We start from the raw sequence: 18850 nt of genomic DNA, 5'->3' as shown, positions 1-18850 counted from the left end.
GGCGGGATCGACGAAGATCAGCCGCTCGGCCCCTGAGCATTGCGCAGGCGCAGCACCAGCCGGTCGCCGGTGCCGGCCATGTCGACGACCTGTTCGCCGGGCTTCACAGCGACGGTCGCCGCGATCTCGCCACCTTTGCCACCCATCTTCACGATCACGCCGTAGACCACGGCCGCGAGCATGCCGAGCAGGATGATGCCCAGAATGATGACGACGGCCTTGAGGCCGCGGGGGTTGCTGGGCAATTCTTCAGCCATGGTAGATACGCTCGCAACGCTTCATCGCGCGGTAGTCGACGCGGGCGACCGGCTGGACAAGTTCCTGGCCCGTTCGACCGGCTTGAGCCGCATGCGTCTTAAAGGATTGATCGAAGCCGGGCAGGCCACGATCGACGGGGCGACCATAAATGACGCCTCGGCCAGGGTCAAACCGGGCCAGGCGATCACCCTGGGCGTGCCGCCCAACGCCCCCGCCAGGCCGCAGGCGCAGGAAATCCCCCTGACCATCGTTTACGAGGATGTGGATCTGATCGTCATCGACAAGCCGGCCGGCCTGGTTGTCCATCCCGCCCCGGGCAACCCGGACAATACGCTGGTCAATGCCCTGCTGGCCCATTGCCGGGGCGCCCTGTCGGGCATCGGCGGGGTGGAGCGGCCGGGCATCGTCCACCGCATCGACAAGGATACGTCGGGCCTGCTGGTGGTGGCCAAGAGCGAGGTCGCCCACCATGGCTTGGGCGAGCTGTTCTCCCGCCACGACATCGACCGCGGCTACAAGGCGGTGGTCTGGGGCAATCCCAAGGGCAAGGCGGGGGTGGTGGAAGCGCCGATCGGCCGCGCCCGCTTCGATCGCAAGAAGATGGCGGTGGTGGCGGACGGCAAGCCCGCGATCACCCATTGGACGGTCGAGGCGCGTTTCGGCACGCCGCCCATCGCCGCCCTGATCGACTGCCGGCTGGAGACCGGGCGGACCCACCAGATCCGCGTGCACATGGCCTCGCTGGGCCATGGCCTCGTCGGCGACAAGACCTATGGCCGGGCCCCGAAAGGCGCCCCGGGCATGGCGGTGAAATTTCCCAGGCAGGCCCTGCACGCATGGCTGCTCGGCTTCCGGCACCCGGTTACCGGGAAAAGCCTGGCCTTCGAGAGTAACCTGCCAAGCGATCTGAACGAACTCCTTGACAGTCTGGAATCAATCTAAACTAATTGGGGTTATCCGATCGTATTAGTCAGGTATTGCGCGAAGGCGCGTATATCCGGACTGTAGCGATCGAAGGTTTGGCCTGGCCCCTGAGGCTGGAGGTTGTCCGATGAGTGTTCCTTCGACGATGAAAATGCCCATGCTGCCCGACGAAGGCAGCCTGTCGCGCTACCTGTCCGAAATCCGCAAGTTCCCGATGCTGGAGCCGGACGAGGAATTCATGCTGGCCAAGGCCTGGCGCGAGCACGGCGACGCCGATGCCGCCCACCGCCTGGTCACCAGCCATCTGCGCCTGGTCGCCAAGATCGCCATGGGCTATCGCGGCTATGGTCTGCCGGTGTCTGAACTGATTTCCGAGGGCAATGTCGGCATGATGCAGGCGGTGAAGCGGTTCGAGCCCGACAAGGGCTTCCGCCTTGCGACCTATGCCATGTGGTGGATCCGCGCCGCGATCCAGGAATACATCCTGCGCTCGTGGAGCCTGGTGAAGATGGGCACCACGGCCGCCCAGAAGAAGCTGTTCTTCAACCTGCGCCGCCTGAAAGGCAAGCTGCAGGCCCTGGAGGAGGGCGACCTGCATCCCGACACGGTGAAGGTGATCGCCCACAAGCTGGCGGTGCCCGAGGCCGACGTGGTCTCGATGAACCGCCGCCTGGCCGCCCCCGATCACAGCCTGAACGCCCCCTTGCGCATCGACGGCGACGGCGAATGGCAGGATTGGCTGGTCGACGATTCGCCCAGCCAGGAAACCGTGCTGGCCGACCGCGAGGAAATGTCGATCCGCCGCAACCTGCTGACCCAGGCCATGGGCGGCTTGACCGACCGCGAGCGCGACATCCTCCAGCGCCGCCGCCTGGAAGAGGAGCCGGTAACGCTGGAAGACCTCAGCCAGGAATACGGCATCAGCCGCGAGCGCGTGCGCCAGATCGAGGTCCGTGCCTTCGAGAAGTTGCAGAAAGCCATGCGCAACGCCGCCCGCCACCAGGTGGTGCCGGTGGAAGGGGCGACAGCGTAACACCATCAGTTCCCTCGCCCCCGACGGGGGGAGAGGGCTAGGGTGAGGGGTGCTGGGCCTTATCACCGCCGCCCCTCACCCCAACCCTCTCCCCGCACGCGGGGCGAGGGAGAATTTCATCCCCTGAACGGGTCGTGGACCAGGATGGTGTCGTCGCGTTCCGGGCTGGTCGAGAGCAGGGCGACCGGCGCCTCGATCAGTTCCTCGACCCGGCGCACGTACTTGACCGCGGTCGCCGGCAGGTCGGCCCAGCGGCGCGCACCTTGGGTCGACTCGCTCCAGCCTTCCAGGGTCTCGTAGACCGGCTCGACCGCGGCCTGGTCGCCGGCGGACGAGGGGAAGTGATGGATCACCTCGCCACGCAGCTTGTAACCGGTGCAGATCTTGAGCGCGTCGAAGCCGTCGAGCACATCCAGCTTGGTCAGCGCGATGCCGTCGATGCCGCCGACCTTGATCGCCTGGCGCACCATCACCGCGTCGAACCAGCCGCAGCGCCGCGGCCGCCCGGTCACCGTGCCGAACTCGTGGCCGCGCTCGCCCAGGCGCTTGCCGACCTCGTCGGTCAACTCGGTCGGGAACGGGCCGCCGCCCACCCGGGTGGTGTAGGCCTTGGTAATACCCAGCACGTAGCCCACGCCGCGCGGGCCCACACCCGCCCCCACCGCCGCCTGGCCGGCCGCGGTGTTGGACGAGGTGACGAAGGGATAGGTGCCGTGGTCGATGTCGAGCATGGCGCCTTGCGCGCCCTCGAACAGGATGCGCTTGCCCTGGGCGCGCAGGGTATCGAGGGTCAGCCACACCGGCTTGGCGAAGGGCAACAGGCGCGGCGCGATTTCGGCCAGTTTCGCCTCCAGCGCCGCGCGGTCGACCGCCGGTGCGCCGAAGCCCGAGCGCAGCGCGTCGTGGTGGGCGATCAGGGCGTCCAGCCGTTTAGCCAGGGTCGGCGGGTCGGCCAGATCGGAGACGCGCACGGCGCGCCGGCCCACCTTGTCCTCATAGGCCGGGCCGATGCCGCGCCGGGTGGTGCCGATGCCGCCGGCCTTCTGGCTGTCCTCGCGGAAGCCGTCCAACTCGCTGTGCACGGGCAGGATCAGGCAGGCATTGTCGGCGACCTGGAGATTGTCCGGGGTGACCACCACGCCCTGCGCCTGCAAGCGCTCGATCTCGGCGAACAGGGCCCAGGGATCGACCACCACGCCGTTGCCGATGACCGACAGCTTGCCGCCGCGCACGATGCCCGAGGGCAGGAGAGAGAGCTTGTAGGTCTGGTTGCCGATCACCAGCGTATGGCCGGCATTGTGGCCGCCCTGGAAACGCACCACGACATCGGCGCGTTCCGATAGCCAGTCGACAATCTTGCCCTTGCCCTCGTCGCCCCACTGGGCGCCGATCACCGCAACATTGGCCATGGTCGTTCTCGGTCCTTGGAAGAATGACGACGGGGGTCAGGCGGCGACGGGCCGCACCGTGCCGTCGAGATAGAAATGGCTGCAGCCGAGCCGCCGGGCTTCCGCCTGCGGGTCGACCTGGGGCTCCAGCCCCGCGACCGTACGATGCCCGGCCTGGCGCAGGTCCCGCGCCGCATCCGCCGGGACACCCGCGGGCAGATAGACGAAGGCCGGCCGCGCCGGCTGGGGCAGGGCGCGCAGCAGCGAGTCCACATAGATGGTAAAGCCGACCGCCGCCTCGGACCCGCCATCGGGCCCGACCAGCAGATAGCGGCCGCCCCGGCCCAGCTCGCCCGAACGCCGGCGGCGAACAGGGTGAAGCCGAAGCCGGTGTGATATTCGTGCGCCCGGTATTCGCCGGGATCGATGGTCAGGGCGATCGACGGCCCGGCGGCGCGCACGGCCGCGACCAGGCCGGCCAGCTCGTCCACCTCGGCCCGCGCCGCCGGCGGCAGGGCCAGGGTCCCCAGGCGCTGCAGGGCACGGTCGGCCGGGCCGGCGGCATCCAGCAGGCCGCGGAACAGCACGCCCGCCTCGCCCGGGATATCCTGCAACTGGGCGGCATCCTTGCCGTCCAGGGCATCGCGCGCCTGGCGGGCAACCGAATCATCGAGGCCCAGGGCAGCGGCGATGGCCGGCACCAGGGTGGGCAGGGTCAGGTCGACGGTGATCGGCCGCGGGTGGCCGGTGGCGGTCAGGGCCTCGATCGCCAGCAGCACCACCTCGGCATCGGCGGCGACGGATTTCACCCCGATCAGCTCGACCCCGGCCTGGGGGAACTGGCGTTCGGGCCGCAACTGGCTGCCCTTCACCCGCAGCACCTGGCCGGCATAGGACAGGCGCAGCGGCCGGGGCGCCTTGCGCAGGCGGGTGGCGGCGATGCGGGCGACCTGCACGGTCATGTCCGAGCGCACGGCCATCATGCGCTGGCTGACCGGATCGATCAGGCGGAACATGCCGGTGGCCTGGGCCGCGCCGGGGCCGGTGGTCAGGCTTTCCTCGAATTCGATCAGCGGCGGCTTCACCCGCTGATAGCCATGGGCAGCGAAGCTCGCCACGAGTTCGCCCACCACCGACGCCTCGTGTTCGGCGGCGGGGGGCAATTCGTCGTGCAAGCCTTCGGGCAGCAGGGCGCGGGCGGCGTATTCCGTCATGGCGGGCGGAGTTTACTCATGCCCGTCCATCCGTCCATGGAAAAGGCGAGGGGGCGACGATGCGCCCCCTCGATAGCTCTTTACTTCTGCCCCAGGCGCCGGATCGCATCCGGGGTGAACTGGGACGGGTTGATGTCCTGGACGTTCCAGTCGAGCATTTTCTCCTCGGCCTTCATGCCGAAGGCGACATAGCGGCCCGATTGCAGGTCGTAGGTCACTTCCAGCACCGACGAGCAGAGCGGCAGGTCGTAGTAATTCACGACCGGGCCTTCCTGGTTGCGCCAGAGCTGGCCGCGGCCGTCGTAAAGGTCGGCGTTGACGATGTTCCAGCTATCCTCGTCCAGGTAGAAGGTCCGCCGGGCATAGACGTGGCGGGTGCCCTCCTTCAGCTTCGCCTCGACCACCCAGACCCGGTGCAGCTCGTAGCGGCCCAGGTCCGGGTTCAGGTGAGTCGCGGTCAGCAGTTCCTTGTACTTGTGCTTGTCCGACATCAGCTCATAGGCGTTGTAGCCGATGAATTTCTCGACCGTCGGCTTCAGCTCGAAGTCGTAGCGGTCGGTGGCGCCGTTATACATGTCGAACTGGTCGGTGGTGGCCAAGCCGTCCGAATTGAACAGCGGGTTGTCGTAGGACAGCTCGGGCGCCCGCAGCACCCGCCTTGTGCCCGGGTTGTACTGCCAGGCCTGGCGCGGCAATTCCTTGGCGTTGATCGTGTCGAGCACCAGAATCACCGAACCGGCCAGGCGGGCGGGGGCGGTGGTGATGTTCAGGTACGAGATGCCGATGTTCTTGAGCTGCTTGATGTCGGTGACATCGCCGATCTGGTTAATGCCAGGCCCCGAATAATGCAGGATGCCCTCGTCCTGGGTCTTGAACAGGGTGAAGCTGCCGTCGCGGTTCACCGCGGCCGCGCCGAAGAAGCGGCGGAACTTGAAGCCGCGGTAGCGCAGGCGATGGTTCCAGATCGCCTCGACGCCGTTGGTGGGGATCGGAAAGGGAACCCCCAGGATTGCATCGTTGAGGCCGTTCTGGTCCTCGGTCATGGTCGCGGTGACGGCGTTGCGCTTGTTGGCCTCGTAGACCCGTTCGGGGAAGGCGCAGGAGCGGCGCGTCTGGTAGACGTTGAGCTTGTAGGTCGGATAGATCTTCAGCATCGCCTGCTGGCCGGCAGTCAGCTTGGCGGCGAACTGGGCGGCGTTGGCCTGCGTGATCGTTTCCTTGATCGGGTCCGAGGCGAACGGGCTGATGTGATGCATGCCCGGGGTATAGCCGGCGGGCGGGCGGGTCACGCCGCCTTCGAAGGCCGGAATCGAGCCGTCGGCATTGGCCTTCGGGTTGCCCCCATGGGGGTCAGGTCCTTGCCCAGGCGGTCAGCCTCGGCCTGGGGCACCTTGGCGATCGCCGGTGCCAATACGGTGAAGCTCAGCAAAGCACCGGCCAAGGCGCCGGTCAGCAACCTGTTCATGACTGTTCCCCCCTATCCGTCAGGCCCGAGGGCCATGCGGCATGCGGCGCGTCATTTTGTGCGCGCCTCCTTATAGAGCTTAGGCTCTATTCGACCTGTTTGGGCCGTTGAGTCAGGATTGGGCGAAATTTTTCCCGGCGCCACGGCGCTGCGCGGCTTGTCCCGGAACGGTTGAAATCCTTGGGTTACAACGGCGCCGGGGGGACCAGATGGCTGGGAATCGGCAGGGCGGGATCGGGGCAGGCATAGCCGGTGCCGGCACCGCAGATGCCGTTGGTGAAATAGCTGGGAAAATCGGTCGGCCAGGGATCGGAATAGAGCGAGATGAACATGAAAGGCAGGTAATAGGCGAGAATCGCCAGATTGGCAGCACCAGCCATGGCAAGGCAGCGCAAGCCGTTGCTCGCGCCCCGGCCCAGATCCAGCCGCTCGATGCCCTGCTCGACCGCGGTGCGCCCCGCCTGGTCGCGCCAGAACAGCAAGGCACCCAGGGCGACCGTGCCGATCGACCACAGGAAGGCGCCGTAGACCGGGAATTGCCAGCGCGTGCCGGGAAACACCGAGAGCGCGTGAATGGCGCCGCCATAGGCGAAGATCTCGCCCCGCACCATCGCCACCTCGGCCCCGGTCTGGGCCACGGTGATGAAGGCCATCGCGATCAGGAACAATTGCGGGGCCACCAGGCGCGGCCACAGGCGCCGGGCAAGCTTCATGACCCCATAGGCGGTCAGCACCCAGGTCGGGATCATCACCAGGTACAGGCTGGACTGGAAGGTCAGCGGCTGGGCGTTCAAGACGCCGTGGGGGCTGAACCAGAAGGGGATGTGCTCGGCCCAGCTGCCCATGTTGGGGTAGTGGGTGTTGTAGAGCGCCACCGGGCGCAGCAGGTTGATGGTCGCATCCTGCCACAGGCAGGTCCAGCAGCCGACCATCAGGATCTGCGTGGTGCTCAAGGCCCGCTCCCGGACCAGGGTCCAGCCGATCCAGGCCAGCCCGCCGATGGCGGCGCCGACGAAGGTGATGGCCACGCCCCACATGGTGATCGTGCCGATGGGCGACAGCGCATCGGGGCCGGGGGCGACCGGCTTGAAGTCGTCCGACAGGATCCAGGCGGTGAGAATGTAGAGCTGCAGCGCCAGGAAACCCGCGCCCAGGGTACCCCACCACAGGATCGGCCGGGCCTGGGCCGCCGGTGTGCCGGTGCTCGCGCTGATGCTCGCCATCGTTTCCCCCAAAGGCTCGCTTTCCGCTGGTTTCACCCCACCCGAAACGGGACGGTCACGGAATTGTTCACATTGCGAGACACATGCTAGAGTTTGCCCAAGGAAAGCCGTCGGGCCGTCGTCCAATTGGGGGATGAGCCGCGAGGCGTGGAGGAAAGCGGGGAAATCCCGCCGGGCCGTCGGCAGGCGTGGAGGCCGCGACGTCCCAAGGGAGACATCCCCAGAGACGACTGAACCGGGTCGGGCCTGCCCCTGTCGGCATGCCGTCGCATCTTGAACCGGGTGGATCGTGGCGGCCCTGGCGGCCGGTCGGCACAGCGTTCGACGTTTACGAGGCTCGATATGGTGGAATCGCAACCCGAAGGCCCGTCGCAGGAAAAGCTCAGCCTGCTGATCGGGCAGATCTATCAGGGTTCGTTCGAGGATGTGTCCTGGAAGGAGAGCCTGGAACTCCTGCGCGAATATCTGGATGCCAAGTTCGTCACCCTGTCGATCGTGGCCAAGACGGCGCTGCGCCAGGAGGCGACGATCAACGTCGGCCCCATCGCCTTCGACGAATTCGTCCAGTACGAAAGCGAATACCAGAAGTACCGGCCCAATGTGGAAACCAGGCTGGGCGAGGTCTACACGATCAACGACTGGCTCACCCTCAATCGCTCGGAATACGGCAAGTTCAACGAGTTGCTCGAGATTTCCGACATCAACCACTACATGGGCGCCTGGGTCTGCAGCCTGGAAAACCTCGACTGCTTCATCCGCGTGATGCGCACGCGGGGCTCCGAGCCCTTCGTGAAGGAGGAGGAGCGGCTGATCTCCCTGATCGCGCCGCATTTCGCCCGGGCGCTGGAAATCCGCTCGCGCCTGGCCCAGTCGGAAATCGTCAACCAGATCTATTCCGATGCCATGGACCGGCTGGCGGTGGGCGGCATCGTGCTGGACCAGAACGGCAAGGTGCTGGTGATGAACGCCATCGCCGCCGACCTCCTGAAGCGGCGCGACGGCATCACCCTGGTGAACGGCACCATGCGCGCCGTCTCGACCCAGGACGACCGTGCCCTGCAGACCCTGATCCGCGCGGCCTTGAGCGGCGAGAACGCCAACGAACCGCGCCACGCCCAGGCGGTTTCGATCACTAGGGCCTCGGGCGCCCGCGACCTGGGCGTGGTGGTGGGCGGTATCCGCTTAGGGGCCAAGGTGGGCGACCGCTGGCGCACCGGGGCGACCGTGTTCATCCGCGATCCCGAGAACGGCGTGCGCACCGATCCCGCCATCCTCAAGCAGCTCTTCGGCTTCACCCAGGCCGAATCGGCCCTGGCCATGCAGCTCGCCAAGGGCGAAAGCCTGGAAGAGGCGGCGGCACAGCTCAACATCCGCTACAACACCGCCCGCGCCCACCTGCGCTCGATGTTCTCCAAGACCGGGGTCACCCGGCAGGCCGAACTGGTGCGCATCCTGGTCAACGGCGTCGCCCCGCTTGGCTGCTTCGACAAGACGGCGTGAGTTGGGCTGACATGCCAATCAGAGGATCGGGCCTGCCCTGCACTGATCCGTCATCCATTCGGACAAAGCGTTCACGACCCGCTCGGACCGGCTGATCAGAGATCGAGCACCAGGCGCTCGCCTTTCGGCGCGCGGGAGACGCAAGCCATCATCTGGTCGCCCACCGCCCGTTCCTCGGGCGTAAGGACGCTGTCGCGATGCTCGATCGTGCCGGCCAGGACCTTGCAGCGGCAGGTGCCGCAGACGCCCTGGCGGCACAGGGTCTCGGTCGGCAGGCGCCTGGCTTCCAGGGCTTCGACGATGCTCTGCCCGGCAGCCACGTCGATTACCCGCCGCGACTTGGCCAGTTCCACGGTGAAGGCGTCGCCCAGCCCGCCGGCGGGGGTGAAATCTTCCCAGAAGACCGCCTCGGCAGGCCAGCCGAGGCCGGCCGCGGCCCCCTTCGCCCAGGCCATGAAGCCGGCCGGCCCGCAGAGGTAGAGCTGGTCGCCGGCCCCGGGCGCGCCCAGGTCGCGGGCGGGGTCGAAACGGGCGCCGTCGTCCAGGTGGATCCGCGTGCGGCCGGCGAAGGGCGCCTGGTCGAACCAGGCGGCGAAGGGCAGTTCGGCGCGGCTGCGGGCGCAGACATGCAGCACGAAGTCGCGGTGTTCCGCCGCCATTGCCGCGGCCATGGCCAGCAGCGGCGTGAGGCCGATGCCGCCCGCGACCAGCACCGCCCGGCTGCTGCCGGGCCGAAGCGGGAAATGGTTGCGCGGCCGGCCGATGTCGAGCCGGGCCCCCGGCACCAATGTGCGATGGACTTCGCAGGACCCGCCGCGGCCCGCGTCGTCGCGCTTCACCGCGATCCGATAGGCCGCCGCCGCGCCGGGCCTGCCGACCAGCGAATATTGCCGGACCACGCCCGAGGCCAGGCGGAGGTCGATATGGGCGCCGGCCGCGAAGGCGGGCAACGGGCCGCCGTCCGCCGCTTCGAGGACGAAGCTCGTGATGCTCGGCGTCTGGACCTCGACCTCGGCCACGCGGGCGGCGATCCAATGGCGCTCGGCCGGCGAGGGCGGCGGAACGAAGCGCTTCACGCTGCCGCCGATGCCGCGCCAGAACAGGTCGTGGGCGGTCAATGCCCCCGCCACGGCGTCCCAGCCCGCCTCCAGCCGGTAGAAGGGGAGCTGGGGATAGAGGTGATGGATCAGATGGGCGCTTTGTCCGAGCATGAAGAGGCGCGTCAGCGGGTGGCGCGTGATCATGGCCGTTGCATGGAGCGGCCGGTCGCGCTGCACGACTTCGGGCGGGTGCTGGATGTGGGCGAAGAGATAGGCCGTGATGACGAGGCCGAGGCGCATCGGCAGGAACCACAGGATCAGCCATTCGTAGGCATAGGGCGATGCGATCCAGGCGACATGCCAGGCCGCGAACAGCGCGAAGCCGGCGAAGAAGCGGAGGTTCTGGCGCACCGCGAAGCGCTCGATCCGGCGCAAGTACCAAGCGAACCAGACCACGTCGACGAAACCGAGCATGAAGGGCAGGGTCCACTTCGGCGCGATCACCAGGATGTCGTCGGGATCGTCGTGCAGCTCGCCGGTATGCTTGTGGTGTTCGAGATGGAGGATGCGGTAGACCGCGACCTCCATCCCCGGCAGCAGGAGCTGGCCGCCCAAGGTTGCGATGACCTCGTTCAGGACCGGGCTTCGCGAGATGGCGCGGTGGGTGCCGTCGTGCAGCACGGTGAAGGCGGCATAGAACAGCGGCGCCGCCAGCGGGACCGAGAGCCACCCGGGCAGCAGGCCGGCGAGCCAGGCCCAGGAAACCAGGGCGAAGGCGCTGTAGCAGCCCGCCATGAGGCCGAGGGTCGGCATCGGCAGCAAGGGCAGGCGATGCAATTCGGCAAGCCGCGTCTCGCCCCGCAGACGCCCGACCAGGTCCCAATCCCCCTCGACCGTGCTCATGACCGCTTCCTCCCGATGGCCGCGTTGGGCGGCTCGGTTCTCACTATGGAGGGTATTACGGTGTTATAACAGTGTTATTTATACCGATCCGGCGACATTCCGGTGACCAGCAGCAGGTCGAAGCCGCGCATCATGCGAGCTTCGTGGTCGGCGGCGGCGGGATAGGTGCCGGACAGCTCGAAGGTCAGCATGCCGTGGGCGGCGGCCCACAGGATGTCGCCGAATTCGCCGGCGTCGAGTTCGGGCCGGAACAGGCCCTCGGCTTTGCCCTGTTCGATGGCAGCGAGATAGGCGGCATAGGACGGCCGGTCGCGCATGGCGACGACCAGCGAATGGCCGCGCCGGGTCAGCAGCTCGAAGGCGGCCGGGTGCTCGAGGGCGAAGAGGCGGTAGGCCCGGGCGAAGCCGCGCAGGCGATCGAGCGGCGGCAGCGCCGTGTTGGCGTCCAGGATATAGGCGTTCATCAGGTCGGTCGCGCGCGCCGCCAGGGCTTCGTAAAGGCCGGGCATGCCGCCGAACAGCGAATAGATCGCCATGGTGGAGATGCCGCATTGCTTGGCCAGGCTGCGCGCGCTCAAGGCCTCCAGCCCGCTCTCGCCGACAAAGGCGAGGGCCGCCTTGACCACAGCTTCGCGCCGGGCCGCAACTTCGCCGCCGAGGGGGGGCGTCAGGGTCATCGCAATGTCGCCACTCTTGCCATCGAGGCCGCTTATAGCCGACCGGGCGGGACAAGACGAGGGACCCGGAAGCCCGCTTTCCGCTTCCACATTCTCGATGATTTCCCGCTTGGCTCGATTGACATTGGCGGGGACCGCCCCTATGGTCCGGCCTCACTTCGGCGCTTTCGGGCGCCGTCTCGTATTTTGGGCCACTGGCCCTGGGTTGGTTGTCATGAAGATCGTCAATTCGCTGAAGACCCTCAAGACCCGTCACCGCGATTGCCGCGTGATCCGTCGTCGTGGCCGGGTCTACATCATCAACAAGACGCAGCCGCGCTATAAGGCCCGCCAGGGCTGATCTGACGCGGTGAGCGGCCGGGGCGACGCATGAGCGGCCGCCCCCTGGTGCCCGATTCACCGCCGGTTGCCGCGGTCGTCTTCGACCTCGGCAAGGTCCTGATCGACTGGGACCCGCGCTACCTCTACCAGAAATACTTCGAGGATGACCGCGCGGCGATGGAGCGGTTCCTCGCCGACGTCTGCTCCATGGCCTGGCACACCCGCTGCGATGCCGGCGTGCCCATGGCCGACAATGTCCGCGCCCTGGCGGCCCGGCATCCCGGCCAGGCCGCGCTGATCGCCGCCTGGGACGCCGAATGGCCCGCCATGTTCCGCGGGCCGATCGAGGGCACGGTCCGCCTGCTGGAAGCACTCGATGCGCGCGGCATGCCCCTGTTCGCCATCACCAACTACCCCGGCGACAAATGGGCACAGGGCCTGGCCCAGTTCCCCTTCCTTGGGCGCTTTCGCGCTGTCCTGGTCTCGGGCATCGAGAAGCTGGCCAAGCCCGACCCGGCGATCTTTCGCCTGAGCATCGAGCGTTTCGGGATTACCCCGGCCACAACCCTGTTCATCGACGATCTGGCCGCCAACGTGGCCGCCGCCGCCGCGCTGGGTTTCCAGGTTCATCACTTTGCCGGGCCCGAAGGCCTGGCCCAGGAGCTTGCCCGCAAGGGGCTTCTCTGAGGGTGGGGGTTGGGAGCACACTGCCGCCATGGACCGTTTGCTTCATCCAGACACGACCGAACCCGCGCGGCGCAGTGTCGTCGCCTATGCGCCGGTGGACGGGGCGGTGGTGGCCCTGGGCCTGGTGCCGGGCACCCAGAAGCCCGATGGGCTGATCTGGATCGACATGGTCGCCCCCGACGACGAGGATCGCCGCCTGGTCGAGGAATGGACCGGTATCCGCCTGCCCAGCGCCCAGGCCATGCAGAACATCGCCGCCAGCCAGCGCTTCCGCCGGCGCGGCCAGTCGCTGCTGCTGGTGGTGCCGCTGCTGGTCGCCGATGCCATGGGCCATCTCTCGGCCAAGCCCACGGCCTTCGTGCTGACCGCCGACCTGCTGATCACGGTGCGCGACTACGAGCCCAACGCCTTCAAGCAGTTCGCCGATGCGCTGATCGAGCGCGACCCGGGCGAGATCGAGTGCGCGGAAGATACCCTGGTCGGCCTGCTCGAGGCGGGGGTCGACCATATGGCCGACATGATCGAGGCCATCGGCCGGGAACTGGCGCCCCTGTCGCGGCGGGTGTTCATGGCGTCGGGCAATCTGGTCGGCCACGGCCGGCGGCTGGACCTGCACCTTCAGGCGATCCTGCGCCAGATCGGCAAGCTGGGCGACAAGGTGGCGGTCGGGCTCTATGCCATCGGCTGGATGGACCCGCTGCCCGAATTCCTGGGCGAGATGTCGCGCCACGACTTCACCCCCGAACACCGCCGCCGCATCGACCTGATCGACCGCGACCTGGCGGGGCTGGAGCGCACTGCCGACCACACCTTCCAGCGGGTGCAGATCCTGCTCGACGCGACGCTGGGCACCATCACCATGCGCCAGAGCGCGATCAACAAGGTCATGTCGATCGTGGCCACGATCTTCCTGCCGCCGACCCTGATCGGCACGGTCTACGGCATGAATTTCAACGACATGCCGGAACTGGGCTGGCCCTGGGGCTATCCGGTGGCGCTGCTGCTGATGGTTGCAACCGGGGTGGTGCCTTATCTGTTCATCAAATGGCGCGGCTGGTTTTAAGCTCTTGTTAAGGCCTTCGGGTTTAAGCTGAAGTGCGGTCGTCTGGCGCTGGCGCAGACCCCTGAATACTCCCAAAAACGGTTTGTTTTCAAATGGTTGGGACTAGTCGCGATTGCCTGAGGCGGGCGTTGCGTGGTTGCCTTTAACCAAGGTCGGCGCCGCCGTTGCGCCCCGGCCCCGAGCAGATCGTGAGGGTTGTGATGGTGGCGCCCGGTTCCCATGGCGGACAGACCGCCCAGAAGGTCATCCTGGTGCTGGACGATCACCACGCCCTGCGCGAAGAACTGTCGGAGTATTTCGAGTCGATGGGCTACCGCGTCATGCAGGCGGGCGATGGGCCCAGCCTGTCGGCGGCCCTGCGCAAGGAGCGGCCGGATCTGGCGGTGCTCGACGTCGACTTGCCGGGCTGGAACGGCATCGAGATCGCCCAGGCCATGCACCGGCGCGATCCCACCATCCGCATCATCCTGATGACCGGCAACCCGCATTGGGTGAACCCGGCGCTGACCACCAATTCGGGCGCCTTCGCCCTGGTCGAAAAGCCGATCGAACTGGCCCGGCTGTCCCGCGTGGTCAAGGCCGCGCTGGTCTGAACCAGCGCGGCCGCCAATCCTGGATTACCAGGGGGTGAACAGGCCCTTGGCCGGGGCGCGTTCCGCCTCGACGACCTCGATGCCGATATCGCGCAGCAAGTGCTTCGAGGTGGCGCCCAGGCGGCTCAGCTCGCGCCGGGTGGCGCGGCGCTGCCGCCATGCAGCATGATCAGCGATCATGTTGGCGGCGAGGCGCGAGAAGAAGCTGGAGGTGGTGTTGGTCTTGTAAGCGATGGTCGACATGGGGTTGATCCTTGATCTCGTGGGCATAAGATGTGCCCCGGGTGGCGCCGCCGCCAGGGAGTTCTAGTCATGAACTCATCAGCTTTTCTCATGAGGTCGGTGCGTTGATCGGTCGCGGCAACTTGCCCTCGCTGAATGCGTTGCGCGCCTTCGAGGTGGCCGGGCGCCTGCAGAGCTTCTCGAAAGCGGCGGGCGAACTGGGCGTGACCCAGGGCGCAATATCCCGCCAGATCAAGCTCTTGGAGGGGCAGTTGGGGATCGACCTGTTCCACCGCACGGCGACCGGCGCGGTGCTGACGGTCGAGGGGGCGAAATTCCTGCCGGTACTGACGCAATCCTTCCATCGCATGGCCGAGGCGGCGGCGGCCCTGCATGACGATCCGGGCAGGCTTGCGCTGGGCGCACCGCCCAGTTTCGGCATGCGCTGGGTGATGCCGCGGCTGTCGCGCTTCCAGGCGGAAAACCCGCGCATCGACGCCCGCCTGACCATCACCACCGACGAGATCGGCGACCTGCCCGGTTTCGACGCCGCGGTCCACTATGGGGCGACGCCGCCGCCCGGCTTCTATGCCCTGCGCCTGGCCGGCGAACGCCTGATCCCGGTGGCGGCGCCCCGGCTGATCGACGGCAACCCGCCCTGAAGGTCCCGGGCGACCTGGCCCGCCATACCCTGATCGACACCAGCGAAGATCGCCGCTATTGGCGGCTGTGGCTGGAGGTGGTGGGCCTCGACACGCTGAAGGGCGAGCGGGCGCAGGTGATCACCATCCTGGACATGGCCCTGCGGGTGGCCGAGCAGGGCCTGGGCGTCGCCATCGGCGACGTGCCGCTGATCGCCGACGATATCGCCCTGGGGCGCCTGGTGGCGCCGTTCCGGTCGAGGTGCCGTCAGGCTTCTACCATTGGCTGGTGGCCCGGCCCGAGGCCAAGGACCGGCCCAAGATCAAGGCCCTGTTCCGCTTCATGGAAAAGGAGGCCCAGGCGACGGCCCGGCTGAAACTGACCGTGCCGCCGCGTGGCTGAGGTTCAGTCGATGAAGAAGCCGGGGCCGGTGTGCACCAGCAAGACCATCAGCACGATGGTCGAGAGCGAGAACAGCGCAAAGCGGATCATCACGATGTTGATCGTGCCCTGTACCAGGCTGTGCAGCACCCGCAGGCCGACATAGGCCCAGCCGAGCAGGACGCTGAGCCCGTCCGCCTGGCCGCTAAGCTGAACCGCGAAGGCCAGGGCGTAGAAGATCGTCGGCTGTTCCATCAGGTGGTTGTAGTTTTCCGCCACCTGGCGAACCTCGGCGGGCAGGACATTCAGCGAGCCGGGATGGCGCGCGTCCTGCGGGTTGAGCCCGGCCTTGCTCATGGCCGGGATGCGCCTGGCATACATCCAGATCCAGACGAGCAGGGTCCAGGCGATCAATGTCACGATGGGGGCAAGCATGTCGGCTCTCTGTTCTTGTTCTTGCGCAACGGTGGCATAATACGACCGAGCCGTCGAGAGTCGCCGCGGGCGGGGAGGTTACATGGTCGCAAAGACGGACTTGAGCGGTTTCAACTGTTCCCTGGCTAGGAGCCTGGACATCGTCGGCGACTGGTGGACCCTGCTGATCCTGCGTGATGCCTTCCTGGGAGCGGATCGTTTCGGCGAATTCCAGGCCAGCCTGGGCATCGCCAAGAACATCCTGGCGCGCCGCCTCGAAGCCCTGGTCGACCAGGGGATGCTCGAGCGCGCCGGCACCGCGGCCCGGCCGACCTACTGGCCGACGCAGAAGAGCCGCGACCTGCTGCCGGCCATGCTGGCCCTGATGCAATGGGGCGATCGCTGGACCGCGCAGGGGCGGCCGCCGATGCGCGCCGTCGATCCGGCCGGCAACGAGATCGCGCCCGTCACCTTGCGCGATGCCGGGGGGAAGACTGTGCCCCCGGCCGATGTGCGCTTCGTGCCCGGCCCCGGCGCCACCCCGCGCACCCGGGGCTATATGGCCGCAGTTCAGGCGAAAGTCGCGGGCGACTAGCCGGTAATCGGTGTCGCCGCCGCGGCGGCGACGCCCTGCGCGGCGAGGATGCCCAGACTCTTCTCGATCCGCACGGTGTCGCAATAGACGTGGAAGGCCGTCACCCTGCCCCAGCGGATGGTGATGACGAAGGCGCCCTGGTTGGGCAGGGGCCTGCCTTCGCGGTCGAAGATCGTGTCGGTCCATTCGACGGCGGCGTGGCTGCGCCAGGGCGGGCCGCTGACGAACAGCTTCTTGATGTCGAACTTGATGCCGGGAAAGACGGCGGCCAGCCGCCGATACCATTCCTCGATGCGGGCGTGGGTCACCCGCCGGCCCGACATGGCGTGATCGCCGGCAAACCAGTGTTCGGCCTGCGGGTGAAACTGCCGGGTGATGAAGGGGTAATCGCCGGCGTTCAGGCGGCTGAAGACGGTGCGCAGCTTGCGCCTGAGGATGAAGTGATACATGCGGCATCCCCTCTTGCCGCGCCATGCGGGCAACGGTTGCAAGATAGCACTGTCGCCCGCATGGTGGCAATATGAAACCGATAAGGCTTACTCGGCGGCCATCGGGAGAAGGGCGGGGATCTGGGCCTCGTCCTGTGCCGGCTTCAGGCGGCCCAGGGCCTGGGCCAGGCGGCGCCAGCAACGCTCGCCCGTGGCACCCTTGCGCCACGCGATGCCGATGGTGCGGCCGGGCGCCGGGTCGGGCAGGGGGCGGACCACGGTGCCGTCGCCGACATGGCTTTCGACCGACACGGCCATGGCCGGCAGCAGGGTGATGCCCTTGCCCCGGGCGACCAGGCGCGACAGGGTCGAAAGCGAGGCGGCACGAACCGGCCCGCGCTTCTGGGTCTCACCGCACAGGCTCAAGGCCTGGTCGGCCAGGCAATGGCCTTCCTCGAGCAGCAGCAGGGTGCGCTCGGACAGATCGTGCAGCGACACCTGCGGGCTGCCGGCCAGGGCATCGTTGTCGGGCAGCAGCACGAAGAAGGATTCGGCAAAGGCGGTGGCGGTTTCCAGGTCGCGGCCCAGGGTGCCCTGGTCGGGTAGGGCCAGCAGGGCGGCATCCAGCGTGCCGGTGCGCAGGCCGGCAATCAGGTCGGCGGTGCGGCCTTCGACCAGTTCCACCCCCTCGGCGGCATAGGCGCCGCCGAATTCCACCGCGTCGGGCCCCAGGTAGGGGGCCACGGTGGGGATCACGCCCAGCCGCAGGGGCCGGGCCGCCGCCGCCACGCCCAGGGCGCGCAGGCTTTCAACCTCGTTGAGGATGCCGCGGGCCTTGGCGATGACCGCCTCGCCCAGCGCGGTCGGGGCGACGCCGCGGCGCGACCGGGTCAGCACCAGGCCGTCCAGCGATTGCTCCAGAAGCTGGATCTGGGCGGTCATGGCCGGCTGGCTGACATTCAGCGTCGTGGCCGCCTTGCGGAAACTCTGGTGGTCGGCCACCGCCACGAGATAGCGCAATTGGCGCAGCGAGATCGACATGATCATCCCTTCCTATCATTCGTTTGCATATGTGATTGGAATTCTTCCAAACAAGGCGGAAAGATCGCCGCAGCGGGCGATTCCGGCCGCTTGCCGGTGCCCAAAGCGTCTGCCGCCGATCGCGCTTGCACTGTCATGGTGCCCATCTAAGCCTATTTGCGAATGACTTGCAATTGCGTTCGCGAAACCGCTAGATTGCACCATGCAATTTGGGAAGGAATGCGGCATGCAGGACGATGACGGCGTCGGGCTGGCGACCACGCTGATACCGGCCGAGACGGCCCGGCGAAAACGGCCAGGGGCGGCACCGGTTCCTCGCCTGCCGGTGGAGCCGACGGTGCAAGACCTGCGTTTTGCCGGGCAGCTTGCCCTGTGGTCGCTGCGCCAGGGCCTGGCCCTGTTGAAGGGCGACAGCGATACCAGGCACCTGATCGAGGAAGCCTTCGCGGTGGCCGAGGTGCCGCGTGCCCTGGCGCCGCTCGAAGCGTTCCTGCGGATCGTCGCGGCCGGTGCCCTGCGCCCGGTCGAGCTGCGCAGCCCCCTGGTCGTCGCCCTGGGTCATGACGAGGCGGTGATCCTGCGGGCGCTCGCCGCCTGCCAGGCCGGCGAACCGGGTCTCGCCGGGGCGGTGCTGGGTGCCCTGCTGCCGCCCTCGGCCGCACGGGCCGCCGCCGCGGCCCTGGCCCATGTCGGCGCTGCCTTCGCCCTGCAGGGCCTGCGCCTGGCCGATGCCGACGACGGCCGCCTCTCGGCCTTGGAAGCCGTGTTCGCCCAGGGCGCGATCAGCGCCCGGGTGCATTGAGGCTGATTGCCCACCTCCCGATTTCGTCATGCCCGG

23 protein-coding genes are annotated in these 18850 nt (G+C 67.6%); 11 read left to right on the top strand and 12 right to left on the bottom strand.

Features of this window, described 5'->3' with window-relative positions:
• Window positions 1-17 precede the first annotated feature (17 nt).
• Window positions 18-257, bottom strand: a complete 240-nt coding sequence (locus D3874_RS21255) for a hypothetical protein (protein WP_119780586.1) — start codon at window positions 255-257, stop codon at window positions 18-20.
• On the opposite strand from D3874_RS21255, the gene D3874_RS21250 reads away from it, so the two are divergent.
• Together D3874_RS21250 and rpoH are read left to right on the top strand one after the other, a co-directional pair.
• Window positions 256-1200 carry an RluA family pseudouridine synthase gene (locus tag D3874_RS21250; RefSeq protein ID WP_119780582.1) on the top strand — a complete coding sequence of 315 codons (945 nt, stop codon included), beginning with the start codon at window positions 256-258 and terminating at the stop codon, window positions 1198-1200. The two genes, D3874_RS21255 and D3874_RS21250, sit on opposite strands and share 2 nt — an antisense overlap.
• Before the next feature lie 109 nt (window positions 1201-1309).
• A complete protein-coding gene (gene rpoH, locus D3874_RS21245) occupies window positions 1310-2215 on the top strand; it encodes an RNA polymerase sigma factor RpoH (protein ID WP_119780579.1) in 906 nt (301 codons plus the stop codon).
• 116 nt (window positions 2216-2331) lie between these two features.
• Here the strand turns inward: rpoH and D3874_RS21240 are convergent, their stop codons facing one another.
• The 5 genes from D3874_RS21240 to D3874_RS28680 all read right to left on the bottom strand — a co-directional run bounded on the left by D3874_RS21240 (window position 2332) and on the right by D3874_RS28680 (window position 7505).
• Window positions 2332-3624, bottom strand: a complete 1293-nt coding sequence (locus D3874_RS21240) for an adenylosuccinate synthase (protein WP_119780577.1) — start codon at window positions 3622-3624, stop codon at window positions 2332-2334.
• On the bottom strand, window positions 3606-4817 hold the full coding sequence (locus tag D3874_RS21235; protein ID WP_338016739.1) for an ATP phosphoribosyltransferase regulatory subunit: 1212 nt from the start codon (window positions 4815-4817) through the stop codon (window positions 3606-3608). The genes D3874_RS21240 and D3874_RS21235 overlap by 19 nt, the downstream gene beginning before the upstream one ends.
• 80 nt (window positions 4818-4897) lie before the next feature.
• Complete coding sequence (locus D3874_RS21230) at window positions 4898-6106, bottom strand: DUF1329 domain-containing protein (protein ID WP_199699184.1); 1209 nt, start codon at window positions 6104-6106, stop codon at window positions 4898-4900.
• Complete coding sequence (locus D3874_RS29540) at window positions 6103-6282, bottom strand: hypothetical protein (RefSeq protein WP_199699183.1); 180 nt, start codon at window positions 6280-6282, stop codon at window positions 6103-6105. The genes D3874_RS21230 and D3874_RS29540 overlap by 4 nt, the downstream gene beginning before the upstream one ends.
• A gap of 185 nt (window positions 6283-6467) precedes the next feature.
• Window positions 6468-7505, bottom strand: coding sequence for a spirocyclase AveC family protein (locus tag D3874_RS28680; protein WP_158596135.1), 1038 nt, complete (start codon window positions 7503-7505; stop codon window positions 6468-6470).
• A gap of 342 nt (window positions 7506-7847) precedes the next feature.
• Here D3874_RS28680 and D3874_RS21220 point away from each other — a divergent pair, with 342 nt between their 5' ends.
• Window positions 7848-9005: a helix-turn-helix transcriptional regulator gene (locus D3874_RS21220; RefSeq protein ID WP_119780574.1), complete on the top strand. Its 1158-nt coding sequence runs from the start codon at window positions 7848-7850 to the stop codon at window positions 9003-9005.
• A gap of 95 nt (window positions 9006-9100) precedes the next feature.
• Here D3874_RS21220 and D3874_RS29535 read toward each other — a convergent pair whose 3' ends face one another.
• Window positions 9101-10948, bottom strand: a complete 1848-nt coding sequence (locus D3874_RS29535) for a fatty acid desaturase (protein ID WP_119780571.1) — start codon at window positions 10946-10948, stop codon at window positions 9101-9103.
• Between the two features lie 74 nt (window positions 10949-11022).
• On the bottom strand, window positions 11023-11625 hold the full coding sequence (locus tag D3874_RS21210; protein ID WP_119780567.1) for a TetR/AcrR family transcriptional regulator: 603 nt from the start codon (window positions 11623-11625) through the stop codon (window positions 11023-11025).
• Window positions 11626-11839: 214 nt separating this feature from the next.
• Between D3874_RS21210 and ykgO the strand changes: the two genes are divergently transcribed.
• The 4 genes from ykgO (at window position 11840) to D3874_RS21190 (ending at window position 14289) form a co-directional block, all read left to right on the top strand.
• Window positions 11840-11965 carry a type B 50S ribosomal protein L36 gene (ykgO, locus tag D3874_RS21205; RefSeq protein WP_119780565.1) on the top strand — a complete coding sequence of 42 codons (126 nt, stop codon included), beginning with the start codon at window positions 11840-11842 and terminating at the stop codon, window positions 11963-11965.
• A gap of 29 nt (window positions 11966-11994) precedes the next feature.
• Window positions 11995-12633: an HAD family hydrolase gene (locus D3874_RS21200; protein ID WP_119780562.1), complete on the top strand. Its 639-nt coding sequence runs from the start codon at window positions 11995-11997 to the stop codon at window positions 12631-12633.
• Window positions 12634-12661: 28 nt separating this feature from the next.
• Window positions 12662-13696, top strand: coding sequence for a CorA family divalent cation transporter (locus D3874_RS21195; protein WP_119780559.1), 1035 nt, complete (start codon window positions 12662-12664; stop codon window positions 13694-13696).
• 200 nt (window positions 13697-13896) lie between these two features.
• Window positions 13897-14289 carry a response regulator gene (locus tag D3874_RS21190; RefSeq protein ID WP_119780556.1) on the top strand — a complete coding sequence of 131 codons (393 nt, stop codon included), beginning with the start codon at window positions 13897-13899 and terminating at the stop codon, window positions 14287-14289.
• Window positions 14290-14313: 24 nt separating this feature from the next.
• Here D3874_RS21190 and D3874_RS21185 read toward each other — a convergent pair whose 3' ends face one another.
• The gene (locus D3874_RS21185) at window positions 14314-14532 is read right to left on the bottom strand and encodes a DUF1127 domain-containing protein (protein ID WP_158596134.1); all 219 of its coding nucleotides are present in this window, start codon (window positions 14530-14532) and stop codon (window positions 14314-14316) included.
• A gap of 104 nt (window positions 14533-14636) precedes the next feature.
• Between D3874_RS21185 and D3874_RS31340 the strand changes: the two genes are divergently transcribed.
• A complete protein-coding gene (locus D3874_RS31340; RefSeq protein WP_158596133.1) occupies window positions 14637-15173 on the top strand; it encodes a LysR family transcriptional regulator in 537 nt (178 codons plus the stop codon).
• Window positions 15170-15529 carry a LysR substrate-binding domain-containing protein gene (locus D3874_RS31335; RefSeq protein WP_119780546.1) on the top strand — a complete coding sequence of 120 codons (360 nt, stop codon included), beginning with the start codon at window positions 15170-15172 and terminating at the stop codon, window positions 15527-15529. The genes D3874_RS31340 and D3874_RS31335 overlap by 4 nt, the downstream gene beginning before the upstream one ends.
• A 29-nt stretch (window positions 15530-15558) precedes the next feature.
• Here the strand turns inward: D3874_RS31335 and D3874_RS21170 are convergent, their stop codons facing one another.
• The gene (locus D3874_RS21170; RefSeq protein ID WP_119780543.1) at window positions 15559-15969 is read right to left on the bottom strand and encodes an MAPEG family protein; all 411 of its coding nucleotides are present in this window, start codon (window positions 15967-15969) and stop codon (window positions 15559-15561) included.
• Between the two features lie 82 nt (window positions 15970-16051).
• Between D3874_RS21170 and D3874_RS21165 the strand changes: the two genes are divergently transcribed.
• The gene (locus tag D3874_RS21165) at window positions 16052-16543 is read left to right on the top strand and encodes a winged helix-turn-helix transcriptional regulator (RefSeq protein ID WP_119780540.1); all 492 of its coding nucleotides are present in this window, start codon (window positions 16052-16054) and stop codon (window positions 16541-16543) included.
• Here D3874_RS21165 and D3874_RS21160 read toward each other — a convergent pair.
• Both D3874_RS21160 and D3874_RS21155 read right to left on the bottom strand, forming a co-directional pair.
• Complete coding sequence (locus tag D3874_RS21160; RefSeq protein WP_119780537.1) at window positions 16540-16992, bottom strand: nuclear transport factor 2 family protein; 453 nt, start codon at window positions 16990-16992, stop codon at window positions 16540-16542. The genes D3874_RS21165 and D3874_RS21160 overlap by 4 nt on opposite strands.
• Before the next feature lie 87 nt (window positions 16993-17079).
• Entirely contained in the window at window positions 17080-18012 is a 933-nt protein-coding gene (locus tag D3874_RS21155; protein WP_158596132.1) for a hydrogen peroxide-inducible genes activator, read from the bottom strand.
• Between the two features lie 226 nt (window positions 18013-18238).
• On the opposite strand from D3874_RS21155, the gene D3874_RS21150 reads away from it, so the two are divergent.
• On the top strand, window positions 18239-18814 hold the full coding sequence (locus D3874_RS21150) for a hypothetical protein (protein ID WP_147385761.1): 576 nt from the start codon (window positions 18239-18241) through the stop codon (window positions 18812-18814).
• Window positions 18815-18850 lie beyond the last annotated feature (36 nt).

The sequence above is a fragment of the Oleomonas cavernae genome, assembly GCF_003590945.1.
Lineage (GTDB): Bacteria > Pseudomonadota > Alphaproteobacteria > Zavarziniales > Zavarziniaceae > Zavarzinia > Zavarzinia cavernae.
The sequence above is the reverse complement of the archived record's forward strand: the minus strand, read 5'-3'. Positions and strand labels throughout refer to the sequence as shown.

Excerpts from the sequence above, each read along its gene's own strand:
- D3874_RS21195 (WP_119780559.1), top strand. The coding sequence starts at position 12,662 with ATGGACCGTTTGCTTCATCCAGACACGACCGAACCCGCGCGGCGCAGT.
- D3874_RS21165 (WP_119780540.1), top strand. The coding sequence starts at position 16,052 with ATGGTCGCAAAGACGGACTTGAGCGGTTTCAACTGTTCCCTGGCTAGG.
- D3874_RS21210 (WP_119780567.1), bottom strand. The coding sequence starts at position 11,625 with ATGACCCTGACGCCCCCCCTCGGCGGCGAAGTTGCGGCCCGGCGCGAA.
- D3874_RS21185 (WP_158596134.1), bottom strand. The coding sequence starts at position 14,532 with ATGTCGACCATCGCTTACAAGACCAACACCACCTCCAGCTTCTTCTCG.
- D3874_RS21255 (WP_119780586.1), bottom strand. The coding sequence starts at position 257 with ATGGCTGAAGAATTGCCCAGCAACCCCCGCGGCCTCAAGGCCGTCGTC.
- D3874_RS28680 (WP_158596135.1), bottom strand. The coding sequence starts at position 7,505 with ATGGCGAGCATCAGCGCGAGCACCGGCACACCGGCGGCCCAGGCCCGG.
- D3874_RS21170 (WP_119780543.1), bottom strand. The coding sequence starts at position 15,969 with ATGCTTGCCCCCATCGTGACATTGATCGCCTGGACCCTGCTCGTCTGG.
- D3874_RS21190 (WP_119780556.1), top strand. The coding sequence starts at position 13,897 with ATGGTGGCGCCCGGTTCCCATGGCGGACAGACCGCCCAGAAGGTCATC.
- D3874_RS21220 (WP_119780574.1), top strand. The coding sequence starts at position 7,848 with ATGGTGGAATCGCAACCCGAAGGCCCGTCGCAGGAAAAGCTCAGCCTG.
- D3874_RS21240 (WP_119780577.1), bottom strand. The coding sequence starts at position 3,624 with ATGGCCAATGTTGCGGTGATCGGCGCCCAGTGGGGCGACGAGGGCAAG.
- D3874_RS21155 (WP_158596132.1), bottom strand. The coding sequence starts at position 18,012 with ATGTCGATCTCGCTGCGCCAATTGCGCTATCTCGTGGCGGTGGCCGAC.
- D3874_RS21150 (WP_147385761.1), top strand. The coding sequence starts at position 18,239 with ATGCAGGACGATGACGGCGTCGGGCTGGCGACCACGCTGATACCGGCC.
- D3874_RS29535 (WP_119780571.1), bottom strand. The coding sequence starts at position 10,948 with ATGAGCACGGTCGAGGGGGATTGGGACCTGGTCGGGCGTCTGCGGGGC.
- D3874_RS21160 (WP_119780537.1), bottom strand. The coding sequence starts at position 16,992 with ATGTATCACTTCATCCTCAGGCGCAAGCTGCGCACCGTCTTCAGCCGC.
- rpoH (WP_119780579.1), top strand. The coding sequence starts at position 1,310 with ATGAGTGTTCCTTCGACGATGAAAATGCCCATGCTGCCCGACGAAGGC.
- D3874_RS21200 (WP_119780562.1), top strand. The coding sequence starts at position 11,995 with ATGAGCGGCCGCCCCCTGGTGCCCGATTCACCGCCGGTTGCCGCGGTC.
- D3874_RS21235 (WP_338016739.1), bottom strand. The coding sequence starts at position 4,817 with ATGACGGAATACGCCGCCCGCGCCCTGCTGCCCGAAGGCTTGCACGAC.
- ykgO (WP_119780565.1), top strand. The coding sequence starts at position 11,840 with ATGAAGATCGTCAATTCGCTGAAGACCCTCAAGACCCGTCACCGCGAT.
- D3874_RS21250 (WP_119780582.1), top strand. The coding sequence starts at position 256 with ATGGTAGATACGCTCGCAACGCTTCATCGCGCGGTAGTCGACGCGGGC.
- D3874_RS29540 (WP_199699183.1), bottom strand. The coding sequence starts at position 6,282 with ATGAACAGGTTGCTGACCGGCGCCTTGGCCGGTGCTTTGCTGAGCTTC.